Source organism: Arthrobacter sp. Z4-13 (genome assembly GCF_054792705.1).
The window spans coordinates 359,573-379,044 of record NZ_CP096459.1 but is presented as its reverse complement, the minus strand read 5'-3'; the positions used below and the strand labels follow the sequence as shown (position 1 = coordinate 379,044).

18 protein-coding genes and 1 pseudogene are annotated in these 19,472 nt (G+C 65.8%); 9 read left to right on the top strand and 10 right to left on the bottom strand.

The window, feature by feature from the left end:
- Positions 1-18: 18 nt before the first annotated feature.
- Together M1E07_RS03630 and M1E07_RS03625 are read right to left on the bottom strand one after the other, a co-directional pair.
- Positions 19-687: a response regulator gene (locus M1E07_RS03630; protein ID WP_461188933.1), complete on the bottom strand. Its 669-nt coding sequence runs from the start codon at positions 685-687 to the stop codon at positions 19-21.
- Positions 684-2,258, bottom strand: coding sequence for a sensor histidine kinase (locus M1E07_RS03625; protein WP_461190478.1), 1,575 nt, complete (start codon positions 2,256-2,258; stop codon positions 684-686). The genes M1E07_RS03630 and M1E07_RS03625 overlap by 4 nt, the downstream gene beginning before the upstream one ends.
- 268 nt (positions 2,259-2,526) lie before the next feature.
- Here M1E07_RS03625 and M1E07_RS03620 point away from each other — a divergent pair, with 268 nt between their 5' ends.
- The 4 genes from M1E07_RS03620 (at position 2,527) to M1E07_RS03605 (ending at position 6,113) form a co-directional block, all read left to right on the top strand.
- Positions 2,527-3,537: a Bug family tripartite tricarboxylate transporter substrate binding protein gene (locus M1E07_RS03620; RefSeq protein ID WP_461188932.1), complete on the top strand. Its 1,011-nt coding sequence runs from the start codon at positions 2,527-2,529 to the stop codon at positions 3,535-3,537.
- The gene (locus tag M1E07_RS03615; RefSeq protein WP_461188931.1) at positions 3,534-4,037 is read left to right on the top strand and encodes a tripartite tricarboxylate transporter TctB family protein; all 504 of its coding nucleotides are present in this window, start codon (positions 3,534-3,536) and stop codon (positions 4,035-4,037) included. The genes M1E07_RS03620 and M1E07_RS03615 overlap by 4 nt, the downstream gene beginning before the upstream one ends.
- Positions 4,037-5,656, top strand: a complete 1,620-nt coding sequence (locus M1E07_RS03610; RefSeq protein WP_461188930.1) for a tripartite tricarboxylate transporter permease — start codon at positions 4,037-4,039, stop codon at positions 5,654-5,656. The genes M1E07_RS03615 and M1E07_RS03610 overlap by 1 nt, the downstream gene beginning before the upstream one ends.
- Positions 5,657-5,720: 64 nt before the next feature.
- On the top strand, positions 5,721-6,113 hold the full coding sequence (locus M1E07_RS03605; protein WP_461188929.1) for a universal stress protein: 393 nt from the start codon (positions 5,721-5,723) through the stop codon (positions 6,111-6,113).
- Positions 6,114-6,246: 133 nt separating this feature from the next.
- Here M1E07_RS03605 and M1E07_RS03600 read toward each other — a convergent pair.
- Positions 6,247-6,777: pseudogene (locus tag M1E07_RS03600) on the bottom strand (fumarylacetoacetate hydrolase family protein); the annotation flags it as partial.
- Between the two features lie 106 nt (positions 6,778-6,883).
- On the opposite strand from M1E07_RS03600, the gene M1E07_RS03595 reads away from it, so the two are divergent.
- Positions 6,884-7,144, top strand: coding sequence for a hypothetical protein (locus M1E07_RS03595; RefSeq protein WP_461188928.1), 261 nt, complete (start codon positions 6,884-6,886; stop codon positions 7,142-7,144).
- 94 nt (positions 7,145-7,238) lie between these two features.
- On the opposite strand, the gene M1E07_RS03590 is transcribed toward M1E07_RS03595, so the two are convergent.
- The 4 genes from M1E07_RS03590 to M1E07_RS03575 form a co-directional block, all read right to left on the bottom strand.
- A complete protein-coding gene (locus tag M1E07_RS03590) occupies positions 7,239-7,475 on the bottom strand; it encodes a hypothetical protein (protein WP_461188927.1) in 237 nt (78 codons plus the stop codon).
- A 162-nt stretch (positions 7,476-7,637) separates the two neighbouring features.
- Complete coding sequence (gene hutH / locus M1E07_RS03585; protein WP_461188926.1) at positions 7,638-9,230, bottom strand: histidine ammonia-lyase; 1,593 nt, start codon at positions 9,228-9,230, stop codon at positions 7,638-7,640.
- A 2-nt stretch (positions 9,231-9,232) separates the two neighbouring features.
- The gene (locus M1E07_RS03580; RefSeq protein ID WP_461188925.1) at positions 9,233-10,930 is read right to left on the bottom strand and encodes a urocanate hydratase; all 1,698 of its coding nucleotides are present in this window, start codon (positions 10,928-10,930) and stop codon (positions 9,233-9,235) included.
- A gap of 189 nt (positions 10,931-11,119) precedes the next feature.
- Positions 11,120-11,953: an IclR family transcriptional regulator gene (locus M1E07_RS03575; protein WP_461188924.1), complete on the bottom strand. Its 834-nt coding sequence runs from the start codon at positions 11,951-11,953 to the stop codon at positions 11,120-11,122.
- Between the two features lie 233 nt (positions 11,954-12,186).
- Between M1E07_RS03575 and M1E07_RS03570 the strand changes: the two genes are divergently transcribed.
- Positions 12,187-12,786: a DinB family protein gene (locus M1E07_RS03570; protein ID WP_461188923.1), complete on the top strand. Its 600-nt coding sequence runs from the start codon at positions 12,187-12,189 to the stop codon at positions 12,784-12,786.
- A gap of 22 nt (positions 12,787-12,808) precedes the next feature.
- Here the strand turns inward: M1E07_RS03570 and M1E07_RS03565 are convergent, their stop codons facing one another.
- A complete protein-coding gene (locus M1E07_RS03565; protein WP_461188922.1) occupies positions 12,809-14,581 on the bottom strand; it encodes an HNH endonuclease signature motif containing protein in 1,773 nt (590 codons plus the stop codon).
- A 170-nt stretch (positions 14,582-14,751) separates the two neighbouring features.
- On the bottom strand, positions 14,752-15,723 hold the full coding sequence (locus M1E07_RS03560; protein WP_461188921.1) for an NAD(P)-dependent alcohol dehydrogenase: 972 nt from the start codon (positions 15,721-15,723) through the stop codon (positions 14,752-14,754).
- Positions 15,724-16,013: 290 nt separating this feature from the next.
- On the opposite strand from M1E07_RS03560, the gene M1E07_RS03555 reads away from it, so the two are divergent.
- On the top strand, positions 16,014-17,534 hold the full coding sequence (locus M1E07_RS03555; protein ID WP_461188920.1) for an amino acid permease: 1,521 nt from the start codon (positions 16,014-16,016) through the stop codon (positions 17,532-17,534).
- Between the two features lie 65 nt (positions 17,535-17,599).
- On the opposite strand, the gene M1E07_RS03550 is transcribed toward M1E07_RS03555, so the two are convergent.
- Positions 17,600-18,463 carry an SDR family oxidoreductase gene (locus M1E07_RS03550; RefSeq protein ID WP_461188919.1) on the bottom strand — a complete coding sequence of 288 codons (864 nt, stop codon included), beginning with the start codon at positions 18,461-18,463 and terminating at the stop codon, positions 17,600-17,602.
- A 97-nt stretch (positions 18,464-18,560) separates the two neighbouring features.
- Here M1E07_RS03550 and M1E07_RS03545 point away from each other — a divergent pair, with 97 nt between their 5' ends.
- Together M1E07_RS03545 and M1E07_RS03540 are read left to right on the top strand one after the other, a co-directional pair.
- Complete coding sequence (locus M1E07_RS03545) at positions 18,561-18,965, top strand: winged helix-turn-helix transcriptional regulator (RefSeq protein WP_461188918.1); 405 nt, start codon at positions 18,561-18,563, stop codon at positions 18,963-18,965.
- A gap of 228 nt (positions 18,966-19,193) precedes the next feature.
- Complete coding sequence (locus M1E07_RS03540) at positions 19,194-19,457, top strand: hypothetical protein (RefSeq protein ID WP_461188917.1); 264 nt, start codon at positions 19,194-19,196, stop codon at positions 19,455-19,457.
- Positions 19,458-19,472 lie beyond the last annotated feature (15 nt).

Below are 19,472 nucleotides of genomic sequence, written 5' to 3'. Positions count from 1 at the left end.
CGCTACCGCCGGCCGTGGTTACTGGCCCTTGAGGACGTAGCGCCGTTCCGGACGCCCCACACCGTACTTGAGCCGGACCTCCAGTGTCCCTTCGTCATACAGGTATTCAAGGTATCGGCGGGCGCTCACCCGGGACGTTCCCAGCTCTTCGGCCACCTCAGCCGCCGACAGGTCGCCTTCGGCGGCATTGAGGGCTGCTTCCACGAGCTTCAGGGTCTCGATGCTGCAGCCCTTCGGAAGCGGCCGCTCTGTCCGGTCCAGCCCGAACACCCGGTTCACGTCCGACTGCTCAGCCACGTCTTTGGCAGAATCCAGGCCCTGGTACGCGCTCCGGTAGTGCTCCAGGCGTTCTTGCAGGTCGGACTGCGAAAACGGCTTGATCAGGTAGTGGATAATCCCGCCGCGCAGGGCCTTGCGCACCGTTTCCACCTCGCGGGCCGCGCTGATCACCAGCACGTCCAGCTCCGGGGCGACATCCCTCAGCCGGTGCATCAGGTCCAGGCCGTTGATGTCCGGCAGGTGGATGTCCAGCAGCACCAGGTCAGGCTGCAGCCGTTCTGTTTCCAGCACGGCCTGGGCGCCGGTATGGGCTACCCCCACCACCATGAACCCGGGCGTGCGCTGGATAAATCCGGCGTGGACCTTGGCCACCATGAAGTCGTCATCGACGATCAGCACCTTGATCACTGCGTTGCACCTCTTTTGAATCGGGCGGTGAAGACTGCCCCGTTGTCGTTGGCCACCGTGAGGTCTCCGCCGGAGCGCCGGCAGACCACCCGCGAGAGAGCCAGGCCGAAGCCGCGGCCGTCCGCCGGTGCCGCTTCCTTGGTGGAGAACCCCTGCCGGAAAATATCGTCCAAAGCCTCCGGTGGAACGCCCGCTCCGGTGTCCCGGACCGTGACGGTGACGTGGCCCGCACTGTCCTCCACCAGCACGCGGACAGCGGCGGCCGGAAGTCCGGTGACGGCGTCGAACGCGTTATCCACGAGGTTACCCAGCACGGTGGTCAGGTCACGTGACAGGTCATCGCCGACCGGGCGCAGGGCAGACTCGGGATCGAGCTGCAGTGCCACGCCGCGTTCCGTGGCGAGGCTGGACTTGGCGATCAGCAGTGCGGCGAGCGCGGGATCCTGGATGCGGCTGGTCACTTCATCGTTGAGTCTGGTGCGGTCCACGGTGGCACCGTTGACAAACTGCACCACGGAATCGTATTCGCCAATCTGGATCAGTCCGGAAATGACGTGCAGCTGGTTGGCGAACTCGTGGGCCTGGGCCCGCAGCGTGTCGGTGGCGGTTCGGGTGGCGCCCAGCTCACGCTCCAGCGAAGACAGCTCGGTCCGGTCCCTCAGGGTGGTGACCGAGCCGATGTTGCGGCCCCGCGAGCGGATGGGCACGCGGTTCGCCACCACCAGGCGCTCCCCCACCAGCACCAGCTGGTCCGGGCCCGGCTGATCGCGGGTCAGGACCACCTTCAGCGCCGGGTCCACCGGCAGGGACGCAAGTTTCTTTCCCACACAGTCCGGCGGCAGTCCGAGCAGTGTCCGGGCGCTGTCATTGGCCACGGTGATCCGCTCATGCGGATCGAGTGCCACCACGCCTTCCTTCAGGCCGTGCAGCATTGCTTCCCGGTTTTCCACCAGTCCAGTGATTTCGCTGGGCTCCATGCCCAGGGTCTGCCGTTTGACCCGCCGGGACAGCAGCAGGGATCCCGCCACGCCCAGGACACTCGCGACGCCGAGATAGGTCAGGAGGTTGGGGACGGCGTCCCCCAGCCGCTCAAGGGTGGAGGGGTAATTGCGGCTGACGGAGGCGATGCCGATCATTTTCCCGGCGTCGTCGAGGACCGGCACGTGGGCGGACAGTACAGGGGTCCCGCTTCCACCCACCACTCCGGTCCAGGCCCGGCCTTCCATCACCTTGCTGGCGCCCAGTTCCAGGGGGTTGCCCACCAGGCTTGGATCGGAAGCGACAACCACCCTCCGGTCCAGCTTTGCGAGCGCCACGTGTGACGATCCCGAGACGGTCCGGACCGATTCAGCCACTGCGGGAAGGGCAGCGCCAACCCGTGGTTCCGCGTCCGGCAGCAGCTCCCGTACCGCCGGATTATTGCCCAGCGCTTCGGCGGCGGACAGCGCGCGCCGGCCCTCAATCCGTTCGAAGGCCGCGGCGGACTGGGCCAGGGAGATGGCTACCACGGCCACCAGCACCGCCAGGACAATCAGCAACTGCAGCACAAGGTACTGCCCGGCGAGGGACATTCCTCTTCGTCGAGTCACTGCGTGGATTCCTTTAGTTCTGATGGCGGCGCGGTAGCTGCGGCGGTACCGGGAACTATATCCCACCAGTGCACGGCCGATGCGGCTTGCCCGGCGCCCACGTGGGGAGCCGGAAACGTGAACGCAATGAACTTAACTTTCTCTGCGTACACAAGAGTGATGGCCATCACCACCGGGCCTAGCATCGAAGAACGGATCAGGTTTCGCTGATCATCCTGTACTGAATTGCATCACTGAGAAGAGGAACACCATGCGCCAGATCCGCGCATTGCGAGTCGCCGCCGTCGCCGCCGGCATCGCCCTGATGGCCACCGGTTGCGGTGCCACCGGCAAGAGCTCCACCGGTTCGGAAAGCTCCGGCGCCGCAGCCGGACCGATCACCGGACTGCAGATCATGGTCCCCAACACCCCGGGCGGCGGCTATGACACCACCGCCCGCGCGGCAGCGAAGGTCCTCGACGACGAGAAGATCTCCACCAACACCGAAGTCTTCAACCTCGCCGGCGCCGGCGGCACGGTGGGCCTGGCCCGCGTGGTCAACGAGAAGGGCAACGGCGACCTCACCATGCTCATGGGCCTGGGCGTGGTGGGAGCCAGCTACACCAACAAGTCCGAGTCGAAGCTGACCGAGACCACACCGCTGGCCAAGCTCATTGAAGAACCCGGCGCCATTATGGTCAGCAAGGACTCCCCCTACAAGACCATCGACGACCTGGTGAAGGCCTGGAAGGCTGACCCCGCCTCCATCTCCGTGGGCGGCGGCTCCTCCCCCGGCGGCCCCGACCACCTCCTGCCCATGCAGCTTGCGGGCGCCGTGGGCATCGACGCCACCAAGGTCAACTTCGTTTCCTACGACGGCGGCGGCGACCTGCTTCCCGCGATCCTCGGCAACAAGCTTGGCTTTGCTGCCTCCGGCGCCGGCGAGTACCTGCAGCAGATCCAGTCAGGCGAAGTCCGCGTGCTGGCCACCAGCGGCGAAGCACGCCTTGAGGGCGTGGACGCCCCCACGTTGAAGGAATCCAACATCGATCTGGTGTTCACCAACTGGCGCGGCATCGTGGCCCCTCCCGGCATCAGCGACGAGGACAAGGCATCCCTGATCGCGGCTCTGGAAAAAATGCACGAAAGCGCAAGCTGGAAGGAAGCGCTGAAGACCAACAGCTGGTCGGACGCCTTCGCCACCGGTGACGAGTTCGCCTCGTTCCTCACCGAGCAGGACAAGCGGGTGGCGGACGTCCTGACCAAGCTTGGGTTGGCGTGAGCCCCCTGACCTCAGGCCTGAAAGGCCGCGCCGAGCTGGGAGTCGCACTCCTGCTCGGCGCGGCCGGCGTCCTGGTCTTCCTGGACGCCAACGGCCTGGTAACGCCGTACTCCCAATCGGACCCGGTGGGTCCCAAGACCGTTCCGTTCATCGTGGCCGGTCTGCTGGTGGCCTGCGCGGTCCTACTGGCCGTTAACGTCATCCGCGGCGGCCAGGGCGAGGCGGAAGGCGGCGAAGACGTCGACCTTACCCACCCCGCCGACTGGAAGACCATCCTGCCCCTCGCGGGTGCCTTCATCCTGAACATCCTGCTGATTGACTGGGCAGGCTGGGTCATCTCCGGCACTGTCCTGTTCTGGGGCAGCGTCCTGGCCCTGGGCAGCCGCCACTACATCCGCGATGCAATCATCTCCGTGGCCCTGTCCCTGCTGACCTTCTACGGCTTCTACCTCGGCCTCGGCATTGCACTGCCCGCCGGACTCCTGGAAGGAATCCTCTGATGGACGTCTGGTCCTCACTGATGGACGGTTTCGCCACCGCCCTCACCCCCATGAACTTCCTCTATGCCGTCATCGGCGTGCTGTTGGGCACCGCCGTCGGCGTCCTCCCGGGCCTGGGCCCGGCCATGACCGTGGCCCTGCTGCTTCCGGTGACCTACGCACTGGAACCCACCAGCGCCTTCATCATGTTCGCCGGCATCTACTACGGCGGCATGTACGGCGGTTCCACCACCTCCATCCTGCTGAATACACCCGGTGAATCATCGTCGGTGGTGACGGCGATAGAGGGCAACAAGATGGCCAAGGCGGGCCGTGCAGCGCAGGCGCTCGCGACGGCGGCCATCGGTTCGTTCGTGGCCGGCACCATCGGCACGGCCCTGCTGGCCGTCTGCGCACCGATCGTCGTCGAATTCGCCGTCAGCCTCGGCGCCCCCAGTTACTTCGCGATCATGGTCCTGGCCCTGCTGGCCGTCACCGCTGTCCTGGGCTCGTCCCGGCTGCGCGGCTTCGCCTCGTTGGCCCTCGGCCTCGCCATCGGCCTGGTGGGAATTGACTCAGTCACCGGCCAGCGCCGCCTGACGTTCGGCCAGCCGCTGCTGGCGGACGGCCTGGACATCGTGGTGGTGGCCGTGGCCATCTTCGCCGTGGGTGAAGCCCTTTGGGTTGCCGCCCACCTGCGCCGCACTCCGCTGCACGTCATTCCCGTTGGCCGGCCGTGGATGGGCAAGAAGGACTGGGGCCGCTCCTGGAAGCCGTGGCTGCGCGGTACCGCCTTCGGCTTTCCTTTCGGAGCGCTTCCCGCAGGCGGCGCGGAGATTCCCACATTCCTGTCCTACGTCACCGAAAAGCGCCTGACCAAGCACCCTGAGGAGTTCGGCAAGGGTGCCATCGAGGGCGTGGCCGGTCCGGAAGCTGCCAACAACGCGGCTGCCGCCGGAACCCTGACGCCTATGCTGGCCCTGGGCCTGCCCACCAACGCTACGGCCGCCGTGATGCTGGCCGCGTTCACCTCCTACGGCATCCAGCCCGGCCCGCAGCTGTTTTCCAGCCAGGGCCCCCTGGTGTGGGCGCTGATCGCGAGCCTGTTCATCGGAAACCTGCTGCTCCTGCTGATCAACCTGCCCCTTGCTCCCCTGTGGGCCAAGCTCCTGCAGCTCCCCCGGCCGTACCTGTACGCGGGCATCCTCTTCTTCGCCACGCTGGGCGCCTACTCGGTGAACCTGCAGGCGTTCGACCTGGTGATCCTGCTGGTCCTCGGCGCACTCGGATTCATGATGCGGCGCTTCGGGCTGCCCGTGCTGCCGCTCATCCTCGGCGTGATCCTGGGCCCGCGCATCGAAGGCCAGCTCCGCAAGACCCTGCAGCTCAGCGCCGGCGACCCGGCCGGTCTCTTCAGCGAGCCGATCGCCGTCGTTATCTACATCATTGTGGGACTTATCCTGCTGTGGCCGCTGCTGTTCAAGCTGGTCCGGCGGAACCGCCCGTCCCAGAGCACCATGGTCCCGGCCAACACCGAAGCAACCGTGCCCCGTGAGGTTGGCGGAAGCGTCAGCCACGGCAGCCACCGGGCCGACGGACCCGCCGACGGCGGCGACGCGGGCGGGGAAGGCGACGGCTGAAACATCCCACTTCCCGGCGCAGCACACCATTGAACAAACAACCTAGCCGCAACAAGGAGACACCATGACCATCGTGGTGGGATACGTCCCAACCCCCGAGGGCGAAGCAGCCCTGACCCAGGCCATCGCCGAAGCCAGGAAGAGCAACACCACACTGCTGGTTATCAACTCGTCCAAAGGCGACGCGCTGGTTGACAACCGCTACGCGCAGGAGCCGGAGATCCAGAGCATTGAGGACCGGCTGGCCACCCAAGGCATCCAGCACGTGATCAAGCAGCCGGTCCGCGGCCATGATGCCGCCGCAGAGGTCCTGGACGCCGCAGAGGAGCACAATGCCGAACTGATCGTGATCGGGCTGCGCCGCCGTACACCGGTGGGCAAGCTCATCATGGGCAGCGTATCCCAGCGGATTCTTCTGGAGGCGGACTGCCCGGTCCTGGCCGTCAAGGCCAGCTAGGGGGACGTGGCTCCGCGCCTTCCCGCAGCGCGCCTCCCCGTGAGTCCTCAGCTTGTCCGCAGGTCCTGCCCGTCAAGGCTCGGATTTGCGGACAAGCTGAGGATTTTTCGCGTTGCCGCCTCCGGTACCCCAGTTAGGCGCGGAAAAGTTCCTGGCGCTGGCGGCCCAACCCCTCTACCTCCACCTCCACGACATCGCCAGGCTGGAGGTAGGGGAAGCGGCCGCTGAGCGCGACGCCCTCGGGCGTTCCGGTAAGGATGACGTCCCCGGGTTCCAGGCGCATGTACTGGCTGCAGTGGTGGACCAGGGTGGGGGCGTCGAAGATGAGCTGGGCGGTGGAGGAATCCTGGCGCGGCTCGCCGTTCACCCAGCTGCGCAGCGGCAGGTTCCCGCCCTGGACCGCTTCCGCCGGAACAAGCCATGGCCCCAAGGGCGTGGAACCGGGCAGGGACTTACCCTTGGTCCACTGGCCGGCCGCCCCGGGGATCTGGTACTCCCGCTCGGAAAAGTCGTTGGCGGTGACGAAGCCCGCGATGCAGTCCTCGGCCTCGTCAAGTGACTGGAGGTAGCTGGCTTCCCTGCCGATCACGATGCCCAGCTCAACCTCCCAGTCGTATTTGCTGGAATGCGGCGGCACGGGGGCAGGATCGTACGGTCCCGTCACTGCCAGGGGCTGTTCACGCTTACCGAAAGAGCAGTCATCTGACATCTCCGACGGCAGCCGGTAGACTAGGTAGGCCCTGGGGGACAAAACACAGAAAGTTCAGGACATGTCTACAGCCACTCTGGAACACGTTCCGGCTCCTTCCGACTTCACGGAAGAGCCGCTGAGCAGGACCATCGACCTGGAGTTCTCCACTGCAGGCGAAATGCACGCCGGCCTGGAAGAGGCAGTCGCTGAGCTGATCGAGGTAGCCGCCAAGGACGCTTCATGCGGCATCCTGGTAACCCGGCTTTGGCCGGGGCGCTACACCGTTGCGCTGGATGAATCAGTGCCGTTCGGCGAGACCTACGAGGCCATCGCCGCCTAACAGTTTGCGACGGATGCCTCTCCGCGCACAAACAAAAGTCCCCGCTCCTGCGTCAAGCAGTGGCGGGGACTTTTGTTTGGCGGTTGCGAAGGTGTCAGCCGCGGCGAACCTGCACGCCGTCGGACTTCAAAAAAAGCTCCTTTTCAGACGGACCAGCCGGCACGAGCCACAAAACGTTCCCGCTCTGCGACACTTCTTCCACCTCCCCGGTGGCTACCACATGCGCCTGCTTGATGATCTCGACGCGTTCCCCGGCCTGAAGAGTCCTCCAGTCGGAAACCGCGGCGGAATGGGCATTGCGCCTCGATAGGACTGCCCCGCGTGCTTTCATTTGAACTTCTACCCCTTTGTATATGTTCCGCGCCACAGCCTCGTTGATGTGACTTCCACTACACCTTCAGTTCTACTACACTCCACGCCCACCCGTTGACCGTGTCGTCGGAAATTTCACCAGGTGGACGCGTAGTGCTGCGGTTCTGAAGATTCTTCGTACTCAGGCGAGTGAACCTATGGCAGATTCGGCGGCCCGGCGCACCTCCCCTGCCGCGACCAAGTGGTCCGCCGCTTCCAGTTCCGGGGAAAGGAAGCGGTCCGTTCCCGGCCCCTCCACCACACCCCGGAGGGCAGCGACGACGGCGGCGCCCGCCGGCCCGGGCGTCAGCACTCCACCGGAGAGCTGCGTGCGGATATCCAGGGCGCGGGCCGACGTCACAAGCTCGATCGCCAGCACCCGCCGCAGGTTCTCCACTGCCTTCCGCAGCTTCCGGGCGGCGTGCCAGCCCATGGAGACGTGGTCTTCCTGCATGGCCGAACTGGGGATGGAGTCCACCGAGGCGGGAACAGCCAACCGCTTGTTGTCCGACACCAGCCCTGCCTGGGTGTACTGGGCAATCATCAGGCCGGAGTCCACGCCCGGGTCAGCTGCGAGGAAGGCAGGCAGGCCATGGGAACGGGCCGGGTCCAGCATCCTGTCCGTTCGCCGCTCCGCGATGGAGCTCAGGTCCGCAACGGCAATGGCCAGGAAGTCCAGGACGTACGCCACCGGGGCGCCATGGAAGTTCCCGTTGGAGCTGACCCGCCCATCGGGCAGGACCACCGGGTTGTCGATCGCCGCGGCGAGCTCCCGGGAGGCCACCAGGTCCGCGTGGTCCAGTGTGTCCCGGACGGCACCCGTAACCTGCGGGGCACAGCGGAGCGAGTACGCGTCCTGCACCCGTGAGTCCCCCACCTTGTGGGATGCCACGATCGGGGAATCTGACAGCACCCGGAGCATGTTGTCAGCGCTTGCCGCCTGCCCCGGGTGAGGGCGCAGCGCGGCATGAAGCTCCGGCAGGAACACCTGGTCGGTGCCCAGCAGTGCCTCGACGCTCATCGCGGCGGTGATATCCGCCGTCGTCAGCAACTGGCGAAGGTCGGCGATGGCCATGAGGAGCATGCCCAGCATGCCCTCGGTCCCATTAACCAGTGCCAGGCCCTCCTTTTCGGCGAGCGTGACGGGCTCGATGCCGTGCACGGCGAAGAGTTCGGCGACGGCGGGCCGGCCGGGTACGCCGTAAAGTTCGCCGTCGGGGCCTTCCGCCTGGCCTTCGCCCATCAGGACCAGGGCGCAGTGGGACAGCGGTGCGAGGTCGCCGGAGCAGCCCAGGGAACCGAATTCGCGGACCAGGGGCGTGATGCCGGCGTTGAGCACGTCCACCATGGTCTGCAGGACCACGGGGCGGACACCGGTGCGGCCGGAGGCGAGGGTCTTGGCGCGCAGGAACATGATGCCGCGCACCACTTCACGTTCCACGGCTGGACCCATGCCGGCCGCGTGGCTGCGGATCAGGCTCTTCTGCAGCTGGGTGCGCAGATCGTTGGGGATGTGGCGGTTGGCCAGGGCGCCGAAGCCGGTGGAGATACCGTAGGCCGGCACGTCACTGGAGGCCAGGTCGTCAATGTGCGCACGGACCTTGGCAACCCTTTCCAGCGCTTCCGGGGAAATAGTCACCTTGGCGTTGTGGCGTGCGACGGCGACGACATCCTCGGGCGTCACGCCGGAGGACCCGAGGGTGACGGTCAGCGGTTCGTGGGTTGTGATGGTCATTTCTACTTGCCTTCGTTCATCGGGATGCGGACGCCGCGTTCGTTGGCGACGTCGAGGGCGCGGTCGTAGCCGGCGTCGGCGTGACGGATGACGCCCATGCCGGGGTCGTTGGTGAGGAGGCGCTCCAGCTTCTCGGCGGCAAGGTCGGTGCCGTCGGCGACTGAGACCTGGCCGGCGTGGATGGACCGGCCGATGCCCACGCCCCCGCCATGGTGCAGGGAAACCCACGTGGCGCCGGAGGCGGTGTTGAGCAGGGCGTTCAGCAAGGGCCAGTCGGCGATGGCATCGGAACCGTCGGCCATGGCCTCGGTCTCCCGGTATGGGGAAGCGACAGAACCGGAGTCCAGGTGGTCGCGGCCGATGACGATCGGTGCCTTGACTTTGCCGTCCTTGACGAGCTGGTTGAACAGCAGGCCGGCCTTGTGGCGTTCGCCGTAGCCGAGCCAGCAGATCCTGGCGGGCAGGCCTTCGAACTCCACCCGTTCCTGGGCGGCGTCGATCCAGCGGTGCAGGTGCTTGTTCTCGGGGAAGAGTTCCTTGATGGCCTCATCGGTGACCCGGATGTCTTCGGGGTCACCTGACAGCGCGACCCAGCGGAAGGGGCCGAGGCCCTCGCAGAACAGCGGGCGGATGTAGGCGGGTACGAAGCCGGGGAACTCGAACGCCCGGGTGTAGCCGCCTTTGCGGGCTTCGTCCCGGATGGAGTTGCCGTAGTCGAAGACCTCGGCGCCGGCGTCCTGGAATTCGACCATTGCCTGGACGTGCCGTGCCATCGAGGCCTGGGCCTTTCTGGTGAAGCCTTCGGGGTCTGCTGCGGCTTCGCGGTGCCACTCCTCCACCGAGATGCCCTCGGGCAGGTAGGACAACGGATCGTGCGCGGAGGTCTGGTCGGTGACGATGTCCACCGTGAGCTCCCCGGCCTGATGGCGGCGCAGGATTTCGGGGAACACCTCGGCGGCGTTGCCCACGTAGCCCACGGACCAGCCGCGGCGCTCTTCCTTGGCCTTGAGCACCTTGGTGATGGCGGCGTCGAGGTCCGTTTCCACTTCGTCGAGGTAGCGCTTGCCGGCACGGCGGCGCAGGCGGGTTTCGTCAACATCGACGATCAGGCAGGCGCCGTCGTTCAGGGTGACAGCCAGCGGCTGGGCGCCGCCCATGCCGCCGCAGCCGCCGGTCAGGGTAAGGGTGCCAGCGAGGGTCCCGTTTTCGTCGCCGGTGAGCTTCCGGGCGATGGCGGCGAAGGTCTCGAAAGTTCCCTGCAGAATGCCTTGCGTGCCGATGTAGATCCAGGATCCGGCAGTCATCTGTCCGTACATCATCAGGCCCTCGGCCTCGAGCCTGCGGAATTCGGGCCAGGTGGCCCAGTCGCCCACGAGGTTGGAGTTGGCCAGCAGCACCCGGGGGGCCCATTCGTTGGTGCGGAACACACCCACCGGCTTTCCCGACTGGACCAGGAGGGTTTCGTCCTTTTCCATGGTTTCCAGGGTGCGCGTGATGGCGTCGAACGCTGCCCAGGAGCGGACGGCGCGGCCGGTGCCCCCGTAGACCACCAGGTCGTCGGGGCGTTCAGCCACCTCGGGGTCCAGGTTGTTCATGAGCATGCGCAGCGGGGCTTCCGTCTGCCAGGACTTGGCGGTGAGCTCGGTGCCGCGGGCTGCTTTGACCGGGCGGGCACCGGTGGTGAAATCGGCGGGTGCCATGATGGCTCCTTTTCATCGTGCGTGGTGTGGAGGAGGTTCTGTATCAACTAAAGCCCTTTGCGGACGGGCTTCACAGTGGTTCCGGCAGGGACCTGTCCGGTATTCCAGATGCTTCCGGTACCCCTCGTTGTCCTATCACTTTTGGCCCCCATGACTGCTTGGCAGCCATGAGGGTGGGGGCAACGGAATCTATTTGCCGGGGCGGCCGTGGAGCCGGATCGACAACTCGTCGGCCGCCTTCTGGACGCGACCGGCCAGCACCGGCCATTCCTGAGCGGGCAATTTGTCCTCGAGGAACGTCACGGCGACTGCCGCCGTCGGCCATCCAGTGTGGTCCGTTACGGCGGCGGCGATGGAGCCGAAGCCCGGAGTGACCTCCCCGTGCTCGGTGGCGTAACCGCGTTGCCTCACCTGGTCGAGGTGGGAGGACAGCGCCGAGTACTTCATGATGGCGCCCTCCACCTCATGCCGGGCAGTGAAGGCAGCGGCGTTGGGGTACAGCGCCCGCACCTGCGACTTGGGCAGAGCAGCCAGGATGGCCCGCCCGCTGGCGGTCAGGTGGCTGGGAAGCCGGACGCCGACGTCGGTCACGAGGGACGGGCGGTTCTTGGCGCGCTCCTCCACAATGTAGAGCACATCCCGTCCGTGCAGCACCGCCAGATGCGCGCTCTCCCCGAGTGCATCCACGAGCGAGGCAAGGAGCGGGCGGCCGAGCCGGGACAGCGGCTCCTGCCGGGAGTACGCCGAACTGAGCTCGAAGGCGCTGATGCCGAGCCCGTACCGCTGCTCCTCATGAAGATGGAGCACAAAACCGTTCGCCTCCATCACGCCCAACAGGTGGTAGACACTGGACCGCGGCAGGCCCAGGGAAGAAGCGATCTGCGACGCCGCCATCGGCCCCCGCCTGGAGGCCAGCAGTTTAAGGATGCGCAGGGTGTTTTCGGCAGCGGGCACCTTCGACGCCACCCTTGAGGTGCTTTTTGGTTCACCGCCGGCCTGCGGCCTCGCTTCCGTAGCTAACACCGGTTCCTCCTTCTTTTTTCGCGGAACGTCCGGGTGCTATCCGGGATCCCGTACTTAAGCATGCGCCCTTGCCAGCGCCCTTAGGGCAGCCATGATCCTCCTGCTGTCTGTAATACGAGACATCTCCGGCAGCAGGGCGAGCTGCTGCGATGGGCAAATGGATGCACGCACTTCGCAGCTTTGTTCGCCTGGCTGGGGGCCCGAACCACTTGCCGGTGGGTAGAGTCCCGGTCATGGACGAAAAAGAGACACTGCATCACTATCTGCGCGTCAGGCGGGACAACCTCCTGGGCAAGCTGGAAGGCCTAAGTGAGTACGACGTTCGCCGGCCCCTCACGCCCACCGGCACCAATTTGTTGGGCCTGGTGAAGCATGTGGCGAGCGTGGAGTTGGACTATTTCGGCGTGGTCTTCGACCGCCCCAGCGGGCGGCGCCTCCCGTGGCTGGATGACGACGCAAGCCCCGATGAAGACATGTGGGCGACGGCCCAAGAGTCCCGGGAGGACATCATCGAACTGCACCAGTTCGCCGCCGCCCACAGCGACGCAACCATAGAAGCGCTGCCCGCTCACGCTGCCGGCAGCGTTCCATGGTGGCCGGAGGAACGGCGCCGGGTCACGCTGCACCAGATTCTGGTCCATATGGTGGCTGAGCGTGCCCACCACCTGGGCCACGCGGACATTTTGCGCGAACTCATCGACGGGAGCGCCGGACAGCGCCCCGGAGATCCCAACCTGACTCCGCGCAGCCCGGAAGAGTGGGCGGCACACCGTGCCTCGATCGAGACTGCGGCGCGAAGTGCTTCAGGTACCACGGGAGCATCCGACGAATAAGCATGGAGGACTGGGCCCAGACCTAAACTCCGGCGCTGGTCTCGCAGGCCATCTTCCACCAGATTTCTTCCGGTAGGGGGTCCTGGGGCAACGTGTAGCCGGGCAGCAACCAGTCATCAAAGGTGTCTTCCGGCAACTCCTCATGCCAAAACGCGTTGTTGACAGGCAAGTCGTCGGCAGGAGGCCAGGCCTGCGACAAGTCGTCGGGCGGAGGCCAGGCCTGCGACAAGTCGTCGGGCGGAGGCCAGGCCTGCGACAAGTCGTCGGGCGGAGGCCAGGCCTGCGACAAGTCGTCGGGCGGAGGCCAGATCTGCGACAGGTCGTCCGGCACGCCGAGCTTCGCTGCCGCGGAAGATTCCGGCCAGTGGGGTGGTTCCCAGTCCTGGTGTTCGCTTTTGTAGTGCCGGCCGGCGGGTGAGATCCAGCCGGGTGGTTCGTTCATGGTGGCCGGGGTGGGTTTCCAGCCGCTGGTGTGCCGCAGCTTGTGGTGTTTGCGGCAGGGTTGGCCGAGATTGCTGATTCCGGTGGTGCCGCCGTTATGCCAGGCGAGGAGGTGGTCCGCTTCGTTGTCGAGGGAGGTGCTGTTGCAGCCGGGGAACGGGCATTTGCCGTCCCGCAACCTGAGCCAGTTCCGCATCGCCTTGCTGACCCGGTAGCTGGAGCGGCCGATTTCCAGAGGTGCCCCGTCCCGCGGGTCCACCAGCACCCGGTAAAACGAATCGGCGTCGTCGGCAACGAGTTTGCGCGCCATGGAGGCCGGGATCGGGCCGTGCCCGTCCAGTACCGCGGGTTCGTCGGTCAGGCCCATCAGGGAGAACACCGGCACGGTGACCAACACCTGCGCCCGGATCGACGAAGATGGGCCGGGATCCGTTCCTGCACCCTCCCCTGCACCGTCGCCGCTGCTGGCAGTGTTAGCGCTGCCGAGAAGCCCTGAAGAGAAACTATCGGCTACCAGCTGGGTCAGGGTGCGGGGCTCGTCCGGGCCCTGCATGCCCCTGGCAAGAGCGGTGAGCCGGTTCCGGATCGCCGACGCCCGGTCCGCTGGCAGGCGGGCGGCGACCCACGCCATCCCGTCACTGTCCGGCCAGTACTCCACCCGACGGTCCGCGACACTTTTCGCGTGGCGTTTCTCCAGGCTCTCCGGGTGATGGCGTTCCCGCCAGCCCCGGGCCTTGGCCTTGAACCGGTAGGCCGGCATCTCCCCGACCGGGCAGCCGCGGGCGGGGCCCGGCGCCGCCGGGTCCAGGAAGTGCGCCTCCAGCGCCGCCGCACCAGCGGGATCAAGACACGCGGTCTGCTCGATCATGGTCCGGGCGTGCGCCCACGAGATCGTCCCCGACCGCAGGGCCGCGAGCGTCCGCGGCAGCGACGTGGTCAGCGCATGGGCCTCCGCGAGCAAGGCACCGGCGGCCCGGTCACCGATCGCCAGCGCACACCCGACCTCGGCCACCAGGCTCCGGTCCTGCGCACCGGCCTCCTGCGGCGACCCGGCCGGAGGATTCAGCGCCTTCGTGGCTTCGGCCAGGACCGCCACGGCCAGTGCCTTCACGGCAGCGAGCTTCGCTTCCGACCGCGCCACACCGGCAAGGACATCCAACGCCGCATCAGCAACCCACTGCAACGGATCCTCATCCAGCCCACCAGCAGCACCGGAAACAGCACCGGAAACGGCAGAACTCCCGCAAGCTGGATTTGAAACGGCAGGTTCACCGCCACCCAGCGCAGCCATAAACGCAGCGACCGAAGCATCAACAGCTTCCTCCGCCTGCACCACCGCCGCCTTCATTTCCATGTCCCTATCCTCTTGCGAGGGTCTGACATTTTGGGGTCCTACGACGGCTCCTTGAAAGGATTTTTGAAGTCTTTTTGGATCCCCTTCTCCCCAAACACGCCAGGCCCGACCACAGCAGTCAAACACGCACACAAAACAGCTCGGGCAGCCAAACCACCCCGGCAGCGCTGTCAGACCCGGACCACCACCTTGCCACGGCTCCGCCCCTCATGCAGGTATGCGATGGCGGCCGGTGCTTCAGCCAGCGTGAACACCCTGTCCACGGCGGGTTTCAAACTGCCGGTTTCGAACAGAACCGTCAGGGCTTCGAGGTCGAGGTGCGTTTCTTTAGCGACAAGCCCCTTGAATTTCTGGCCGGAGAGCAGGGAAGCAAACGGGGCAACGAGAGACCGTTCAAACCCACCGGTCAGCTTGCCGCCTCCTTCGCCTCCAATAAGGACCAATGTGCCCCTGGGCGCGAGCACACGCCGCAGGACGGACAGCGGCCGGTTGCCGGCTGTGTCGAGGATGACGTCGTACAGCACCCCGCTGCCCGCAATATCGGACTTCGTGTAATCAATAACTGCATCCGCACCCAAGGACCGCACGAGCTCCGCCTTGCCGGTACTGCAGACTCCCGTGACCTCTGCGCCATAGGCCTTTGCCAGTTGAACGGCAAAGGAGCCGACTCCCCCGCCCGCGCCGATAATGAGTACCTTCTGTCCCACGGTTATCCCGCCGGCGTCCCGGACAGCCTGAAGCGCGGTGACGGCGGAAACAGGTGCTGCGGCCGCCTCCTCGAACGAGAGGTTGGCAGGCTTGCGCGCCACCTTGTCCTCCTTGGCGCAGACGTACTCCGCGAAGGAACCGTCGCAGGTTCCAAAGACCTCATCATCAGCAGCAAAACGGGTTACTCCGCGGCCCACAGCCTCCACAACGCCCGCCACTTCCCGGCCCCGCACAGGAACTTTGGGGTTCTTCAGTCCGTAACCAAAAAGCCGGACCAGATACGGCAGTCCGGTCATCAAGTGCCACACGCCCTGGTCGACGCCGGCCGCACGTACCCGGATCAGGACCTCGCCGTTACCGGGAACCGGCTTGGGAATATCCCGCAGCTCGAGCACGTCTGCTGACCCGTAAGCGTCCTGCACGATCCCTTTCATACCGATCTCCTTTGGGCTGCTGGTACTGGAATAGTCCTTAAGCAGTGCCGCCTGCGTGATCAGACGGACTCAGCAGCGGGGCCCTTCAACGTAAGGAAAAGCCGGCCTCGAGTCAAGGGTGGTACCCGCCGGTGCCCGGCGCCTCGAGCCCCGCGCCCGAGCTTCGAAAAGCATCAGCCCACACTCCGTCTGGAATCAAAGACACCAACACCCGGTGAGACTCATCACGTCGCTTCCGAAGGTGGTCTGCTGGTTAACGGCTCCCCTCCCAAAGACGAGAAGGTATTTGTATGCAACCAGCACCAAGCCCTACCAGGAACGAAAGTCCGGCCGGGAAACAGCCCCCAAGTTCCGCCGTCGGAAGCGTCCTTAACCGCGGACTGAACGTACGCCACATCCGTTTCATGGCCCTCGGCTCAGCGATTGGCACCGGCCTCTTCTACGGGTCAGCCTCAGCCATCCAAAAAGCCGGTCCGGCCGTCCTGCTGGCGTACATCATCGGCGGCGCGGCGGTGTTTATGGTGATGCGCGCCCTGGGCGAAATGGCCGTTCGGCACCCGGTGTCCGGCTCCTTCGGCCAGTACGCGAGCCGCTACCTTGGCCCATTGGCCGGCTTCGTCACCGGCTGGACGTATGTGTTCGAAATGGCGATCGTGGCGATCGCGGATGTCACGGCGTTCAGTATCTACATGGGCTTCTGGTTCCCGCAGGTGGAGCGCTGGGTCTGGATCCTCGCCATCATTTTCTTCCTGGCCGCACTGAACCTCCTCAGCGTCAAAGTCTTCGGCGAGCTGGAATTCTGGTTCTCGCTGATCAAGGTGGTTGCCATCATCGCCATGATCGCCGGCGGCGCAGCAATCATTGTGTTCGGCTTCCAGGCGGGCGGCTCAACTGTTGCGCCCGGCCTCGGCAACCTTGTTGACCACGGCGGCTTCTTCCCGTTCGGCTTTGAAGGTTTGCTGGCATCTTTCGCGGTGGTGATGTTCGCCTTCGGCGGGATCGAGACCCTCGGCATCACGGCCGGCGAGGCTGCGGACCCGAAAAAGGTCATCCCCAAGGCAGTCAACACAGTCCCTGTGCGCGTCCTGCTCTTCTATGTCCTGACGCTGGGAGTGCTCATGAGCCTCTTTCCATGGGACGAAATCGGCAGCAACGGCAGCCCCTTCGTGCAGATCTTCAGCGGGTTGGGCATCCCCGCCGCACCGCACATCCTGAACGCCGTCGTCATCACGGCAGCACTGTCCGCCATCAACAGTGACATTTTCGGCGCCGGCCGCATCCTCTTCGGGCTCTCCCGGCAAGGCCACGCACCCGCGGCCTTCGGCAGGGTGTCCCGGCACGGCGTCCCCTGGATGACAGTGGTGATGATGGCCGGAATCCTCCTTGTGGGCGTGGTCCTGAACGCCCTGATTCCCGAAAACGTCTTCGTCCTGATCGCCTCGATCGCCACGTTCGCAACCGTTTGGGTGTGGGTGATGATCCTCGCCTCCCATGTGGCAATGAAACGGGAAATCGCCCGTACCGGCCTGCCGGCGTCGGAATTCCCGTCACCCTGGTGGCCTGCCGCTTCCCTCCTCACCATTGCCTTTATGGCGCTGGTCATCGCCGTCCTGGGCGCCTTCGAAGACACTCGGATCGCGCTTTACGTTGGCGGTGCCTGGCTGGCGCTCCTGGTCCTGGCCTACCGCCTGTGGGTCAAAGGTGACGGACGACGGCGAGCCCACCTTGTGGACGAGACCTCGCCGCTGCCGGCAGTCACCGCGGCCCGGGTCGCAGAAGCCGGCAGGAGCGAGGAAGTATCGGAGGGCTAAGGCACGGTTGTGATCCAGGCGGGGGCAGCCGTTACCCGGAAACGGCGGATGCCCGGAAGCAGGTGCTACACGGCGGCAGCAGCCGAACGGACCGCTTCGGCCAGTGAAGTGGCCGGGCGTCCGATCAGCTTCTGCAGGTCACCGGAGCTCACCAGGAGGTCGCCCCGGGCGATCCCCAGGTCCGAATCGGCGAGGATGTCCGCGAACGCCCCCGGCACCCCAAAGCCGGCCAGCATTCCGGCGTATTCCTGTGCAGGAAGGTCCTGGTAGGAGATGTTCCTGCCGGCCGCGGCGCTGACCTCGGCCGCAAGCTCAGCCATGGTGAACGGTTCATCGCCGCCCAGCTCATAGATCCTGCCGGCCTGGCCGTCCGAAACCAGCACTGCCGCCGCCGCGTGGGCATAGTCGGCGCGGGACGCTGCGCTGACCCGCCCCTCCCCGGCGCTGCCTGCGATGGCACCCTGGGCGAGCGTGCCGGGCAGCTGGTCGGTGTAGTTCTCCAGGTACCAGCCGTTGCGCAGCAGGACGAAAGGAACGCCGGATTCCTGCAGGATGGCCTCCGTGGCCTGGTGCTCGGCCGCCAGCTTCATCCCGGTGGTGTCCGCATTGGCGATGCTGGTGTACGCGACCAGCTCGACACCCTCTGCCTTCGCCGCCTCGATGACGGTCCGGTGCTGCTCCACCCGCTGGCCAACCTCGTTGCCGGAAATGAGGAGCACCTTGGCGGCGCCCTTCAAAGCCTCCGCCACAGACGCCGCATCGGTGTAGTCCATGCTCTTGACCTGGACGCCGCGCTCCGCCAGGTCTGCGACCTTTTCGACGGACCGGCCCGCGGCCACGATGTCCCCCGTGGGAACCTTGCGCTCCAGCAGGGCCTCGACGACGTGGCGGCCCAGCTGGCCGGTTGCTCCGGTAATGACGATGCTCATGATTTTCCTTCCGTTCGGTGGCTGTCAGGGAGCACAACCACAGGTATTCCGGATTACTTCCCAAAAGAGAGTACGCACTTTCAGGTAAGGTACTAACATGAAAGTAAGTACCCGGGGCACGACGGATCACGCAGCACCCCTTCCGGCTGCCCTTGCCGACGGCGTGTTCCCGGCCGGGTGCCCCAGCCGGACGGTCCTGGATCACATCACCAGCAAATGGGGCGTGCTGATCCTGCTGGCCCTGTCCGAGGGCGAGCAGCGATGGAGCGACTTGCGACGGCGGGCCGAAGGCATCAGCGAGAAGATGCTGGCCCAGACCCTGAAGACCCTTGAGCGCGACGGTCTGGTCACGCGGACCGCCCAGCCCGTCATTCCGCCACGGGTGGACTACAGCCTCACGGAGCGCGGGTATGAACTGAGCGCCCTCCTGGTCCCGCTGGTGGAGTGGGCGTTCGAGAACGCCGATGACATCGTCAACGGCCAAGTGCCAAGCGCAAGGTAAAGCGGACCACCAAGACCGGGCTGACAGGCGATCCAAGTACCCGGCGCGAACGAGTATGGGCGCTCCAAAAATGTGAGTACCTGTTACTGGTGTGACTGATGTGAATAGCGCCTAACGTTGGCGTAAGGTGCAAGCCGGAATTGGAGGGCCGCCCTCGCGCTGGGAGCGTTCCGGTCAACCTGCACCGCCAGGCAGCGGCAGACCGCCGCACGCAAGGAGTTGGTACGCATGGTGAGAGCCGTTGTCCAAGACCTGTCCAGTATGGGCCGGCCTGTCAGCCTGACCTCGGTCGCGGCACGGGCGTGGAGCCGGGCACGAAGGATCTTCACGCCGCAGTCCCCATACCGGATCGGCGATGCCGTGGTGGGCGACGATCCGTTCAAGGGCCGGCGCGAGGGCGTGGTGGTATTCCTGCAAGGGACATCCGCGGGCGTGGATACCGCCCAGGGAGTCTTCTTCTACGACTACCGGCAGCTCAAAAAACTGGACTAGCCGCTGATGCGGCCA

Coding starts and splice junctions, on each gene's coding strand:
- M1E07_RS03625 (WP_461190478.1), bottom strand. CDS start 2,258: ATGTCCCTCGCCGGGCAGTACCTTGTGCTGCAGTTGCTGATTGTCCTG.
- M1E07_RS03620 (WP_461188932.1), top strand. CDS start 2,527: ATGCGCCAGATCCGCGCATTGCGAGTCGCCGCCGTCGCCGCCGGCATC.
- M1E07_RS03610 (WP_461188930.1), top strand. CDS start 4,037: ATGGACGTCTGGTCCTCACTGATGGACGGTTTCGCCACCGCCCTCACC.
- M1E07_RS03605 (WP_461188929.1), top strand. CDS start 5,721: ATGACCATCGTGGTGGGATACGTCCCAACCCCCGAGGGCGAAGCAGCC.
- M1E07_RS03595 (WP_461188928.1), top strand. CDS start 6,884: ATGTCTACAGCCACTCTGGAACACGTTCCGGCTCCTTCCGACTTCACG.
- M1E07_RS03590 (WP_461188927.1), bottom strand. CDS start 7,475: ATGAAAGCACGCGGGGCAGTCCTATCGAGGCGCAATGCCCATTCCGCC.
- hutH (WP_461188926.1), bottom strand. CDS start 9,230: ATGACCATCACAACCCACGAACCGCTGACCGTCACCCTCGGGTCCTCC.
- M1E07_RS03580 (WP_461188925.1), bottom strand. CDS start 10,930: ATGGCACCCGCCGATTTCACCACCGGTGCCCGCCCGGTCAAAGCAGCC.
- M1E07_RS03570 (WP_461188923.1), top strand. CDS start 12,187: ATGGACGAAAAAGAGACACTGCATCACTATCTGCGCGTCAGGCGGGAC.
- M1E07_RS03565 (WP_461188922.1), bottom strand. CDS start 14,581: ATGGAAATGAAGGCGGCGGTGGTGCAGGCGGAGGAAGCTGTTGATGCT.
- M1E07_RS03560 (WP_461188921.1), bottom strand. CDS start 15,723: ATGAAAGGGATCGTGCAGGACGCTTACGGGTCAGCAGACGTGCTCGAG.
- M1E07_RS03555 (WP_461188920.1), top strand. CDS start 16,014: ATGCAACCAGCACCAAGCCCTACCAGGAACGAAAGTCCGGCCGGGAAA.
- M1E07_RS03550 (WP_461188919.1), bottom strand. CDS start 18,463: ATGAGCATCGTCATTACCGGAGCAACCGGCCAGCTGGGCCGCCACGTC.
- M1E07_RS03545 (WP_461188918.1), top strand. CDS start 18,561: ATGAAAGTAAGTACCCGGGGCACGACGGATCACGCAGCACCCCTTCCG.
- M1E07_RS03540 (WP_461188917.1), top strand. CDS start 19,194: ATGGTGAGAGCCGTTGTCCAAGACCTGTCCAGTATGGGCCGGCCTGTC.